The 11,292-nt window shown below is 58.6% G+C and carries 14 protein-coding genes and 1 pseudogene; all 15 read left to right on the top strand.

The window, feature by feature from the left end; all coding sequences use genetic code 11:
• Positions 1-207: pseudogene (locus tag E1297_RS47035) on the top strand (phage portal protein); the annotation flags it as partial.
• Positions 200-418, top strand: coding sequence for a hypothetical protein (locus tag E1297_RS47030; protein ID WP_155151073.1), 219 nt, complete (start codon positions 200-202; stop codon positions 416-418). The pseudogene E1297_RS47035 and the gene E1297_RS47030, both read left to right, overlap by 8 nt.
• 26 nt (positions 419-444) lie before the next feature.
• A complete protein-coding gene (locus E1297_RS47025) occupies positions 445-990 on the top strand; it encodes an HK97 family phage prohead protease (RefSeq protein ID WP_209016417.1) in 546 nt (181 codons plus the stop codon).
• Positions 991-1,026: 36 nt separating this feature from the next.
• On the top strand, positions 1,027-2,205 hold the full coding sequence (locus E1297_RS47020; protein ID WP_155151070.1) for a phage major capsid protein: 1,179 nt from the start codon (positions 1,027-1,029) through the stop codon (positions 2,203-2,205).
• 169 nt (positions 2,206-2,374) lie between these two features.
• On the top strand, positions 2,375-2,974 hold the full coding sequence (locus E1297_RS47015) for a head-tail connector protein (RefSeq protein ID WP_155151067.1): 600 nt from the start codon (positions 2,375-2,377) through the stop codon (positions 2,972-2,974).
• The gene (locus E1297_RS47010) at positions 2,971-3,309 is read left to right on the top strand and encodes a phage head closure protein (RefSeq protein ID WP_155151063.1); all 339 of its coding nucleotides are present in this window, start codon (positions 2,971-2,973) and stop codon (positions 3,307-3,309) included. The genes E1297_RS47015 and E1297_RS47010 overlap by 4 nt, the downstream gene beginning before the upstream one ends.
• The gene (locus E1297_RS47005) at positions 3,306-3,719 is read left to right on the top strand and encodes a DUF3168 domain-containing protein (protein WP_155151060.1); all 414 of its coding nucleotides are present in this window, start codon (positions 3,306-3,308) and stop codon (positions 3,717-3,719) included. The genes E1297_RS47010 and E1297_RS47005 overlap by 4 nt, the downstream gene beginning before the upstream one ends.
• A gap of 20 nt (positions 3,720-3,739) precedes the next feature.
• A complete protein-coding gene (locus tag E1297_RS47000) occupies positions 3,740-4,153 on the top strand; it encodes a phage major tail protein, TP901-1 family (protein ID WP_155151056.1) in 414 nt (137 codons plus the stop codon).
• Positions 4,154-4,156: 3 nt separating this feature from the next.
• The gene (locus E1297_RS46995; RefSeq protein WP_155151053.1) at positions 4,157-4,477 is read left to right on the top strand and encodes a gene transfer agent family protein; all 321 of its coding nucleotides are present in this window, start codon (positions 4,157-4,159) and stop codon (positions 4,475-4,477) included.
• A complete protein-coding gene (locus E1297_RS46990; RefSeq protein WP_155151051.1) occupies positions 4,474-4,683 on the top strand; it encodes a rcc01693 family protein in 210 nt (69 codons plus the stop codon). The genes E1297_RS46995 and E1297_RS46990 overlap by 4 nt, the downstream gene beginning before the upstream one ends.
• Positions 4,670-5,332 (top strand): phage tail tape measure protein, encoded by a 663-nt coding sequence (locus E1297_RS46985; RefSeq protein ID WP_155151048.1) that lies wholly within the window; start codon positions 4,670-4,672, stop codon positions 5,330-5,332. Before E1297_RS46990 ends, E1297_RS46985 begins: the two co-directional genes overlap by 14 nt.
• A gap of 15 nt (positions 5,333-5,347) precedes the next feature.
• On the top strand, positions 5,348-5,980 hold the full coding sequence (locus E1297_RS46980) for a DUF2460 domain-containing protein (protein ID WP_155151045.1): 633 nt from the start codon (positions 5,348-5,350) through the stop codon (positions 5,978-5,980).
• A complete protein-coding gene (locus E1297_RS46975) occupies positions 5,980-6,867 on the top strand; it encodes a DUF2163 domain-containing protein (RefSeq protein WP_155151041.1) in 888 nt (295 codons plus the stop codon). Before E1297_RS46980 ends, E1297_RS46975 begins: the two co-directional genes overlap by 1 nt.
• Entirely contained in the window at positions 6,864-7,310 is a 447-nt protein-coding gene (locus E1297_RS46970; protein WP_155151038.1) for an NlpC/P60 family protein, read from the top strand. Before E1297_RS46975 ends, E1297_RS46970 begins: the two co-directional genes overlap by 4 nt.
• Positions 7,310-11,287 carry a glycoside hydrolase/phage tail family protein gene (locus E1297_RS46965; RefSeq protein WP_155151035.1) on the top strand — a complete coding sequence of 1,326 codons (3,978 nt, stop codon included), beginning with the start codon at positions 7,310-7,312 and terminating at the stop codon, positions 11,285-11,287. The genes E1297_RS46970 and E1297_RS46965 overlap by 1 nt, the downstream gene beginning before the upstream one ends.
• Positions 11,288-11,292: the final 5 nt, after the last annotated feature.

Raw genomic sequence — 11,292 nt, 5'->3', positions numbered from 1 at the left:
CCCCTGGTGACGCGGGTGGCGGCGGCGGTGTCGGAGTGGCTGGCAGGGTTCTCAGGTGAGGATTTGGTGCTGAAGCCCGATCTGGATCAGGTGCCCGCGTTGTCGGCGGAACGAGATGCACAATGGGCGCGGGTCAACGGGGCCGATTTCCTGTCGGATGCCGAGAAGCGCGCTTTGCTGGGGCTGCCGGAACGTGCCGATGGCTGACGGGTACCCTCCGTTCGAATGCGCGCCTGGTCTGCGTCTGGCTGCGCACGAGCGGGTGGCTGAGATCCAGCACGCGCATCTTTGTCGGCGGCTGGATCAGATCGAAGAGATGATGGAGCGGCTGGAGCGACGGTTGTGGCTGACGGTCTACGGCGTGGTCGCTGTCATTCTGGCGCAGGCGCTTCAGTCGATCTTGGTGGTAACGCCATGAGTTCAGTGAGTTACATGGAGAATTTCATGGATTTGGAACGTAAATTTGCGCGGTTCGGAGACGGTCTTTCGGTGACGGAAGATGCGGTGATCGAGGGCTATGCCAGCCTGTTCGATCAGGTCGATCAGGGCAGCGATGTTGTGCAGCGTGGGGCGTATCGGGGCTCGCTCGAGGGGCTTAAGGCCGCTGGCCAGCGGGTAAAAATGCTGTGGCAACACGACCCGGCCCAACCCATCGGAGTCTGGAACGAGGTGCGCGAGGATGCGCGTGGCCTGTGGGTCAAGGGCCGTCTGTTGGAGAGCACTCAAAAAGGTCGCGAGGCAGCGGAGTTGATCCGTGCCGGGGCCATTGACGGGCTGTCCATTGGCTATCGCACCAAGCGAGCTGTGAAGAATGACAAGGGCCAGCGGGTCCTGATCGAACTGGAGCTGTGGGAGGTGTCGCTGGTGACCTTCCCGATGTTGCCCAGTGCGCGGGTGGCAGCGAAGGGCATTGAGCCTGATGTTGAGAATACCTGGCGCAGTATTGCCGAGGTGTTCAGCGACGCCCGGCAGGAGCTGGCGCGGACATAGCGCGCCTCAATACCCACCCCAAAACAGGACATGCTGATGAGCAAGACCGAGACCCCGGCCTTGACCGGAGAGGGTGCGCCCCTGGTTCAGGAGGTGAAGCAGGCGATGGCTGGCTTCGTGAATGAATTCAAGGGCCTGAAGGCTGAAGTTAAAACCAAACTGCAACAGACAGAAGAGCGACTGACTATGCTGGATCGTAAATCAACCATCGCGGCGCGCCCGCATCTTGCGGCTTCGCTTGAGGACGGAGCCCCGCATCAGAAGGCCTTTGATGCCTATGTGCGGTCAGGTGAAGATGACGGGCTGCGCGGGCTTGAGATGGAGGCCAAGTCGCTGTCCAGCGCGGTCAACAGTGAGGGCGGCTATCTGATCGACCCACAAACGGCCGAGACCATCAAATCCGTTTTGAACTCCACCGCTTCGATCCGTTCCATTGCGTCTGTGGTGAATGTAGAGGCGAATTCGTTCGATGTACTGATTGACCATACTGATGTCGGCGCGGGCTGGGCCGACGAGAGCTCGGCCACAACCGAGACTTCGACACCGACGATTGATCGCATCTCGATCCCATTGCATGAGCTCAGCGCATTGCCCAAGGCGTCGCAGCGCCTGTTGGATGACAGTGCCTTTGACGTCGAAGGCTGGCTGGCGGCGCGTATCGCAGACAAGTTCGCGCGAGCCGAGGCAGCGGCGTTCATCAATGGGGATGGCGTGGATAAGCCCAAGGGCATCCTGAACCACGGCACCATGGCCGAGGACAGTTGGTCCTGGGGGCGTCTGGGTTATGTGGCTTCCGGCATTGATGGTGGCGTTGATGCGGACACTATTGTCGATGTGGTCTATGCGCTGGGTGCACAGTATCGGGTCAATGGCACCTTTGTGATGAACTCGAAAACCGCGGGTGTGATCCGTAAATTGAAGGACAGTGATGGCCGCTTCCTGTGGTCGGATGGTCTGGCCGCGGGTGAGCCTGCACGTCTTATGGGCTATCCGGTGCTAATCGCGGAAGACATGCCGGATGCGGCGACCGACAGCTTCTCAATCGCCTTTGGTGACTTCCACTCTGGCTACACCATTGCTGAGCGTCCTGATCTGCGTGTGCTGCGGGATCCGTTCAGCGCCAAGCCACACGTTCTGTTCTATGCAACCAAGCGCGTGGGCGGCGACGTGAGCGATTTTGCCGCGATCAAGCTGGTGAAATTCGGCACCGCTTAAGCGGTGACGGATCCGAGGGGTCTAGTGCCCCTCGGACGGCGGGCGCGAGCCGGGGTGAATCCCCTGCGTTGTCTAGCTGCTCCCCTCCGTCCGAGCAACGTGGGGCGGCGCGTGCCCGTCATTTTCCAAGAAGCGGCCCCGGAGGGGTCCGAGATTGCGGAGTGAATGGATGATGTTGATCGAAGAAACCGCCATCGCGGATGCGGCGCTGCCGGTAGATCAGTTCAAAGCACACCTGCGGCTGGGAACGGGTTTCACCGAAGCCACCGTGCAGGACGAAGTGTTGAAGGGGTTCTTGCGTGCAGCAATCGCAGCGATTGAGGCGCGCACGGGCAAGGTTCTGATCGAGCGCGAGTTCTCGTGGAGCCTGAACAAATGGCGCGACCAGGCGGGTGAGATTTTACCGGTTGCACCGGTGACGGAGATATCTGTGATGACGATGTCGGATGCGTCAGGATCCGAAACCGCAGTGGTGACTGATGCCTATCGGTTGGAGCGGGATAGTCAGCGGCCCAGATTGCGCCCCAAAGGTGCGAGTCTGCCTGCGATTTCTATCGGAGGTTCGGTCAAGATTGCCTTTATTGCTGGCATGGCAACAGATTGGGGTAGCCTGCCGGCTGATCTTGGTCAGGCGGTACTGCTGCTGGCAGCGCATTACTATGAATATCGAGATGAAACCGCACTGGGTGATGGGTGCATGCCCTTTGGTGTGACCAGTCTGATCCAGCGCTACCGCATGGTGCGCTTTGGGGCAGGGGTGGCGCGATGAAGGCACCGCATTTGAATCGGAAGCTGGTGCTGGAGTCACCAGTGAGAACTGCTGACGGAGCGGGTGGATACACCGAGACCTGGGAGGCTTTGGGAGAGCATTGGGCCGAGATCACTGCCCGTACTGGTGCAGAGCGATCAATCGCCGGAGTGCCTGTTTCGCGGGTTCGCTATCGCATCGTGGTGCGGAATGCACCTCAGGGATCGACAGCGCGACCTGCACCGGATCAGCGATTTCGCGAGGGTGAGCGCCGTTTCGTAATTCGCGCTGTCGCGGATCGGGACGCTCGAGGTCACTACCTGACCTGCTTTGCTGATGAAGAGGTGGCGGCATGAGCTATGGCGTTTCAGCTGCTTTGCAAGCGGCAGTGTATCAACAGCTTTCGAATGACGCGCAGGTCAGCGCGCAATCTGGCGGTGCAATCTATGACGCCGTGCCCACTGGGACAGTTCCCCAGACTTATGTGTCGCTGGGTCCGGAAGAGGTTCGTGAAGCCTCGGACCGGTCCGGCGCGGGCGCGGTGCATCGGTTCACGGTTTCGGTGGTATCCGAAGCAGCCGGGTTTGGCGCGGCCAAAATACTGGCTGGCGCGGTCTGTGATGCGCTCGAGGATGTGCCTTTGACCTTGGATCGTGGTCGGCTTGTTGGGCTGTGGTTCGAGCGTGCTTCGGCCAGGCGTACCGGCACCGGTGGCGCAATTCGTCAGATCGATCTGAGATTTCGCGCGCGCGTGGAAGACAATTAAGCAATCATTGGAGAGAGCATATGGGTGCCCAGAATGGTAAGGACCTACTGGTCAAAGTAGACATGAACGGATCGGGTCTGTTCGAGACAATCGCGGGGCTGCGCGCCACACGGATCAGTTTCAACGCCGAAAGTGTGGACGTGACATCTCTAGAAAGTCAGGGCGGATGGCGAGAACTTCTGTCGGGGGCGGGTGTCAAGTCCGCGGCTATTTCGGGTTCGGGTGTGTTCAAGGATGCAGGAACGGATGAACGGGCGAGGCAGCTGTTCTTTGACGGGGAGACGCCAGGCTTTCAGGTAATCATCCCTGATTTCGGTATCGTAGAGGGGCCTTTTCAGGTGACCGGCATCGAATATGCGGGCTCGCACAATGGCGAGGCGACTTACGAGATGAGCATGGCGAGCGCGGGCGCTCTGACATTCACGGCGCTTTGACCAATGGCCAATCCTTGGACGGGTGAGGTGGCACTGACCATCGATGAAGAGCGGCATGTGCTCAAGCTGACTTTGGGTGCCTTGGCGGAATTGGAAAAAGAGCTGGGGGCGGGATCGCTGGTTGAACTGGTGCAACGGTTCGAAGGTGGAGCCTATTCCAGCGGCGATGTGCTGGCATTGATTGTGGCCGGGCTGAGGGGTGGTGGGGCCAAGGTTACCCGATCCGATTTGCTGAGCGCCGAAATCGAAGGCGGTCCGATGGCGGGCGCGTGCGCGGCGGCTGAGTTGTTGGCGCGGGCCTTCATGGTCCCCGAGCAAGTATGAGCGGGTTCGACTGGCCCGTCCTGATGCGGGCAGGGTTTGTTGGCCTGCGTCTGACGCCAGACCAGTTCTGGCGTCTGACCCCGGCCGAGCTGCGGCTGATGTTGGGGCAAGGCGCGGGGATGCCCGCGATGAACCGGGCAGGCCTGGATGCGTTGCTGTCGGCTTATCCGGACAAGGAACAAGGAGTGCGTGATGACGGATCGTGATGGGTTGGAGGATCTGCAAGAACGTGGCGAGGCGCTGGGCGACTCGCTGGGCGATGCGGCTACCATGGCGGCAGCCTTTGATGGGCAGATGAAACGGATCAGCGCCGCTTTTGAGGAAACGGGTAAGGACGTTGCCACGCTGGAACGCGGCATGTCCAGCGGGTTGCGCAAAGCCTTTGATGGGGTCGTGCTGGATGGGATGAACCTGTCGGATGCGCTGGATGTGCTTAAAAACTCGATGATCCGCACTGCGTATTCAGCAGCGATCAAGCCTGTGACGGACCACTTCGGTGGAATTTTGGCCAACACCGTGGGCGGATTGGTGCAGGGCATTCTGCCTTTTGCAGATGGCGGCAGCTTTTCACAAGGCAGGGTGATGCCCTTTGCAAATGGAGGGGTGGTCAGCGGGCCGACCACCTTTCCGATGCGGGGTGGCACCGGCCTAATGGGTGAGGCCGGTCCAGAAGCGATCATGCCGCTGGCCCGTGGTCCTGATGGAAAATTGGGTGTCCGTAACTCTGGCGGCGGTCGCGCAGTGAGTGTGGTCATGAATATCACCACGCCTGACGTACAGGGTTTCCGCCGTAGCCAAAGCCAGATTGCAGCACAAATGAGCCGTGCTCTGGGGCGCGGCAATCGCAACAGATAATCAGGGGAGCAGGTCATGAATTTTCACGAGGTAAGATTTCCCGCAAGTCTGAGTTTCGGCTCAGTCGGTGGGCCCGAACGACGGACCGACATCGTGACGCTGGCAAATGGTTTTGAGGAGCGGAACACGCCCTGGGCGCATTCCCGTCGCCGCTATGATGCGGGGTTGGGAATGCGATCACTGGATGACATTGAAACCTTGATCTCGTTTTTTGAAGCGCGGCAGGGCCAGATGTATGGATTCCGTTGGAAAGACTGGTCTGACTACAAATCGGGCGCGTCTTCGGCTGATGTGGACAAAGCCGATCAGATCATCGCACGGGGTGATGGGAAACAAACTGAGTTTCAGTTGATCAAGACTTACAGTTCGGGCGGGTTCAGCTATGTGCGCCCGATCGTGAAGCCGGTACTTGGAACGGTGAAGCTTGGCCTCGAGCAAGATGAAATGCGCGAGGGGACGGACTTTGAGATAAATCTCGCTACTGGCGTGGTTACCTTCGAGAACGCACCACCTGATGAGGTTGAGATTACGGCCGGTTTTGAATTCGATGTGCCGGTGCGATTTGACACCGACAAGATCCAAACCAGCGTTTCGAGCTTTCAGGCAGGAGACGTTCCGAATGTCCCTGTGGTGGAGGTGCGGGTCTGATGAGTGGTGACAAGCAGGGACTGCAGACCCATTTGGAAAGCGGTTTGACGACGACCTGTCGGTGCTGGGCGATCAAACGCACCGACGGAGAGGTTTTTGGCTTTACCGACCATGACATGGAGCTGAGCTTTGAGGGGGTGGCTTTTCGGGCAAGTAGCGGTTTGACCGCTGCCGCGATTGAGCAGGCAACCGGATTGTCGATCGACAATTCCGAGGCCATGGGCGCTCTGTCGGATGTCGCCGTTCGCGAAGAGGACATCGAGGCTGGCCGCTTTGACGGGGCCGAAGTGCGGGCGTGGTTGGTCAATTGGACCGCGCCCGAGCAACGTGTGCTGCAGTTCAGAGGAACGATTGGTGAGCTGCGGCGTGGCGGTGGGGCATTTCATGCCGAGCTGCGCGGGCTGACTGATCTATTGAACCGACCCATGGGGCGCATCTATCAGAAACCTTGCACCGCCGTTCTTGGGGATAGCTCGTGCCAGATCGATTTGAATAAGCCGGGTTATTCAGCCGAGGCAGAGGTGGCCAAAGCCGAAGGCGGAACTTTTTTGGTGCTGCGCGGCGGAATTGAGCCCTTGGACCATTGGTTCAAGCGGGGAAGGTTGGATGTCCTGTCCGGTCAGGCCAAAGGGTTGTGGGCTTCTATCAAACTGGACCGGCGGATTGAGGGCGGACGCGAGGTGACTTTGTGGTCTGGCATCAATGCGCCGGTGGCGGCGGGTGACCGGGTTCGTTTGTTGGCGGGATGTGACAAGGCCATGAATACCTGCCGGTTAAAGTTCAACAATCTTCTGAATTTTCAGGGTTTCCCGGATCTGCCCGAAGAAGATTGGGTGATGGCCGTGCCCAAATCCGGCATGCCCAACAAAGGGGGTAGCAGGAGATGAGCGTTTCACAGCAATCCATCGTCGCCGAGGCCAAGCGTTGGCTCGGAACGCCCTATGTCCACCAGGCCTCGGTTCGGGGGGCTGGGGCGGATTGCCTGGGCCTCTTGCGTGGTGTGTGGCGCGCCGTCATGGGATGCGAGCCCGAAGCGGTACCCGTCTACAGCATGGATTGGTCCGAACCACAGGGTGAAGAGCGCATGTGGGCTGCCGCACAAAGACACCTTGTCGAAAAGAGTGCGGCCGACATGCGGGTCGGTGATGTCCTTTTGTTTAGGATGCGCGACCAGAGTGTGGCCAAGCATCTGGGCATCGTAAGCGCTGACGGTGCAGTGCCGCGCTTCATCCACGCATATTCCGGGCATGGCGTTGTCGAGAACACATTAAGCGATCCTTGGCGACGCCGGGTCGTCGCTTGTTTTGAATTCCCGCTGGAGAATGGCTGATGGCTACTATCGTTTTGTCTGCAGCAGGAGCTGCAATCGGAGGATCCATTGGGGGGACGGTCGCAGGTCTTTCAACGGCAGTCATCGGTCGCGCCATTGGAGCAACTCTGGGCCGCGTCATTGATCAGCGGTTGATGAGTCAATCGGTCATGGGCGGAGGCAGCGAAGTTGTCGAGACTGGCCGCCTGGATCGTTTTCGTCTGACCGAGACTGGCGAAGGCGCACCGGTATCTACAACGTTTGGTCGGATGCGCGTTGGTGGGCAGGTGATCTGGGCCTCGGACTTTCTGGAGACCAAAAGCACGTCGACCCAAACCCAGACAACGGGCGGTGGCGGCAAAGGCAAGCCGAAACAGCCACAGGTGACGACAACGACCACCACGCATACTTACAGTTATTCGGTATCACTGGCGATTGCAGTGGGCGCCGGGATAATCTCGGATGTGGCGCGGATCTGGGCAGATGGAGAAGAAGTTGAGCGGTCTTCTCTGAACATAAGAGTCTACCATGGTGGTCCGGATCAGCTACCCGATCCTCTGATTGAATCCATCGAGGGCACGGGTCAGGTTCCAGCTTATCGCGGCACCGCTTATGTGGTGATAGAAGATCTGCAGCTGGGCTCGTACGGGAACCGGGTACCGCAATTCTCGTTCGAGGTCGTGCGGCAGGAACAAGGCACCATGCCCCGTTTTACCGACGCGCTGTGTCAGATCATCAAGGGTGTGGCACTGATGCCGGGCACGGGCGAGTATGCGCTTGCCAGCACTCAGGTGAACTACACCAAAGGCCAGGGTCGTAGCTGGGCTGCCAATGTAAATTCGCGCTCAGGGCGTCCTGATCTGGTGACGTCCGTCAGGGCATTGCGGCACGAATTGCGCGAGTGCCGGGCGACGTCACTGATCGTATCCTGGTTCGGTAGTGATCTGCGCTGTGGTCAGTGCAAGATCACCCCCAAGGTAGTGCGCGGAGATGTAGACGGTGAAAACATGCCGTGGAAGGTTGCGGGCCTGACCCGGCACTCTGCTCAGGTCGTCAAGCACGAGAATGATCGGCCGGTTTATGGTGGTACTCCGGCGGATGACGCTGTGGTGCAGGCTATTCAGCATCTGCGACAGTCTGGTCAGCGTGTCATGTTCTACCCGTTCATTCTGATGGACCAGTTGAAAGGGAATGGTCTGCCCAATCCCTGGTCAGAGTCAGGAGAGCAGCCGCATTTGCCCTGGCGTGGGCGCATATCTTTGAGTGTGGCTCCGGGACGCGCGGGATCGCCCGACAAGACAGCAACCGCCGATGCACAAGTGGCTACATTTTTTGGCGGCGCCCGAGCCAGCGACTTTGCGGTCGCAAATGGCAAAGTCTCGTATCACGGTCCGCAGGACTGGGGTTTGAGGCGTTTCATCTTGCACAATGCCGCTTTGTGCAAGGCGGCAGGCGGGGTCGAGTCGTTTTGTATCAGTTCGGAAATGCGCGGGCTGACACAAATCCGGGGAGCGTCAGGGTTTCCAGCGGTTGTTCAGTTGCGCGCTCTGGCAAATGAGGTTCGTCAGCTTCTTGGGCCCAATACCAAGATCGGCTATGCAGCGGACTGGTCCGAATACTTCGGATACCAACCCGAGGATGACAGTGGCGACAGGTATTTTCACCTCGATCCTTTGTGGGCAGATGCAAATATCGATTTCGTTGGAATCGACAACTACATGCCAATCTCAGATTGGCGGGACGGCGATACGCACGTGGATGCAGAGGCCGGTGTCCATTCAATCTATGATCTGGACTATCTGCGCAGTAATGTCGAAGGCGGGGAAGGCTACGATTGGTTCTATGCATCGCCAGAAGAAGCCAAAGCCCAGATCAGAACTCCGATCAAAGATGACGAACACGATGAGCCCTGGATCTGGCGTTACAAGGATCTGAGCAACTGGTGGTCCAAACCGCATCACGAGCGGATCGGAGGCGTCAGGCAGGCGACGCCGACGAGTTGGGTGCCAGGATCAAAGCCGATCTGGTTTACCGAACTGGGGTGTGCGGCCATCGACAAGGGCACGAACCAGCCGAACAAGTTTCTGGATCCCAAATCGTCGGAATCAAGTTTGCCACGCTATTCCAATGGAATGCGTGACGACTTTATGCAGATTCAGTATCTGAAGGCCGTATTGGGCTATTGGAACGCACCTCAGAACAACCCTGTGTCGCATCACTATGGTGGCAGGATGGTTGATATGTCGAATGCCTATGTCTGGGCGTGGGATGCGCGACCGTACCCGACGTTTCCCAACCTTGGTTCACAATGGAGCGACGGGGTCAACTATGCCCGTGGGCATTGGCTGAACGGACGATCAGGCTCGCGCTCATTGGCTTCGGTTGTAACGGAAATTTGCCATCATGCCGGTGTCACGCAAATCGATGTTTCCCGCCTGTATGGTGTTGTCCGCGGGTATGCGGTTGAGGATGTGATGGATGCGCGTGCTGCGCTGCAGCCGTTGATGCTTCGCTATGGATTTGACGCTATCGAGCGTGATGGCATTCTTCATTTCCGAACGCGGGGCGGGTTGGGGGTACAGGAGATCACCCCGGACAAAATGGCGATGAGCTCGGAAATTGAAGGTACAGTTGAGTACCGTCGAGAAGCCGAGGCGGAAATGAGCGGCCGTGTGCGCCTGAGGTTCGTGCAATCGGATGCGGACCATGATGTAGTGGCAGAAGAGGCAATTCTGCCCGACGACAAAACCCATGCCGTGTCCGTGAATGAGATGCCGTTGTCGATGACACGAGCTGAAGGGCGTCAAACGGCTGAGCGCTGGCTGAGCGAAGCGCGAACATCGCGCGAAACAGCCCGGTTTGCCTTGCCGCCGTCTTTGTTGCACTTGGGTGCGGGCGATGTGGTTCGATTGGCAGGGACGGATCAGGATAAGGGGGCTCTTTACCGTATCGACCGGCTGGAACAGGCCGAGATGCAACTGGCGGACGCCGTTCGGATCGAGCCGGGTGTCTATGCACCCTCGGACCTGCCAGATGACGAGGTGAAAGCCAAACCCTACAACGCCCCGGTACCAGTGCTGCCCGTATTCATGGATCTGCCATTGATCACAGGGGCCGAAGTCCCGCATGCGCCATATCTGGCTGTGACCGCTGATCCGTGGCCCGGTAATGTAGCAGTTTACGCAGCAGCGAGCGACGAGGACTATGTGCTACACGAACTGATCTCGGGTCAGGCAGTTATCGGCTTTACTGAATCCCCGCTGTTCAAGGCTTCTACGGGGCTTTGGGATCAGGGTAGTCCGCTGCGTGTGAACCTGATCGACGGTGTTTTAGAATCGCGCCCTCGGTCAGCATTGCTGAACGGTGCCAATCTGGCCGCCATAGGAGATGGCACGACAGGAAACTGGGAGCTGTTTCAGTTTGCGAATGCAGAATTGAAAGAGACCGGAGTTTACGCGCTGTCCGGGCGATTGCGGGGGCAGTTGGGTACAGACACCGCGATGCCCGATGTATGGCCCGAAGGTTCGATGTTCGTATTGCTCGATGAACGGGTCTATCAGACTGGGCTTCTTCCAACCGAGAGACGTATTGCAAAGCACTATCGGATCGGCCCAGCCACGCGGGGCTACGAAGACCCGGCTTATGTACATCAGGTCGAAACATTTCAGTGCAACGGACTGCGCCCCTATGCACCAGCGCATTTGAAAGTGAAAAGATCGAACTCGGGAGATGTGATTGATTGGATACGACGTACGCGCATCGATGGAGATGACTGGAGCGGCCTGGACGTGCCGCTGGGCGAGGAAAGCGAGTCCTATCTGGTGCGGGTGCGATCCAACGGCGCCGTTCTGCGCGAAGCAGTAACGAATACCCCGAATTGGCAATATACCAGCGCCATGAAAACAGAGGATGGCCTAGCAGGCGCCTATGATTTCGAGGTGGCGCAGGTATCAGCAAGTTTCGGAGCAGGGGCATTTGCCCATCTGGCCATTGGATAGACAAT

The organism is Roseibium sp. RKSG952 (genome assembly GCF_009711355.1).
This window is presented reverse-complemented; position numbering and strand designations above follow the sequence as displayed.

What these genes read in the sequence shown, in the direction of transcription:
- E1297_RS47010 (WP_155151063.1), top strand. Translation starts at nt 2,971, where the DNA reads ATGAAGGCACCGCATTTGAATCGGAAGCTGGTGCTGGAGTCACCAGTG.
- E1297_RS46980 (WP_155151045.1), top strand. Translation starts at nt 5,348, where the DNA reads ATGAATTTTCACGAGGTAAGATTTCCCGCAAGTCTGAGTTTCGGCTCA.
- E1297_RS47025 (WP_209016417.1), top strand. Translation starts at nt 445, where the DNA reads ATGGATTTGGAACGTAAATTTGCGCGGTTCGGAGACGGTCTTTCGGTG.
- E1297_RS46970 (WP_155151038.1), top strand. Translation starts at nt 6,864, where the DNA reads ATGAGCGTTTCACAGCAATCCATCGTCGCCGAGGCCAAGCGTTGGCTC.
- E1297_RS46990 (WP_155151051.1), top strand. Translation starts at nt 4,474, where the DNA reads ATGAGCGGGTTCGACTGGCCCGTCCTGATGCGGGCAGGGTTTGTTGGC.
- E1297_RS47020 (WP_155151070.1), top strand. Translation starts at nt 1,027, where the DNA reads ATGAGCAAGACCGAGACCCCGGCCTTGACCGGAGAGGGTGCGCCCCTG.
- E1297_RS47015 (WP_155151067.1), top strand. Translation starts at nt 2,375, where the DNA reads ATGATGTTGATCGAAGAAACCGCCATCGCGGATGCGGCGCTGCCGGTA.
- E1297_RS46975 (WP_155151041.1), top strand. Translation starts at nt 5,980, where the DNA reads ATGAGTGGTGACAAGCAGGGACTGCAGACCCATTTGGAAAGCGGTTTG.
- E1297_RS46995 (WP_155151053.1), top strand. Translation starts at nt 4,157, where the DNA reads ATGGCCAATCCTTGGACGGGTGAGGTGGCACTGACCATCGATGAAGAG.
- E1297_RS46965 (WP_155151035.1), top strand. Translation starts at nt 7,310, where the DNA reads ATGGCTACTATCGTTTTGTCTGCAGCAGGAGCTGCAATCGGAGGATCC.
- E1297_RS47000 (WP_155151056.1), top strand. Translation starts at nt 3,740, where the DNA reads ATGGGTGCCCAGAATGGTAAGGACCTACTGGTCAAAGTAGACATGAAC.
- E1297_RS46985 (WP_155151048.1), top strand. Translation starts at nt 4,670, where the DNA reads ATGACGGATCGTGATGGGTTGGAGGATCTGCAAGAACGTGGCGAGGCG.
- E1297_RS47005 (WP_155151060.1), top strand. Translation starts at nt 3,306, where the DNA reads ATGAGCTATGGCGTTTCAGCTGCTTTGCAAGCGGCAGTGTATCAACAG.
- E1297_RS47030 (WP_155151073.1), top strand. Translation starts at nt 200, where the DNA reads ATGGCTGACGGGTACCCTCCGTTCGAATGCGCGCCTGGTCTGCGTCTG.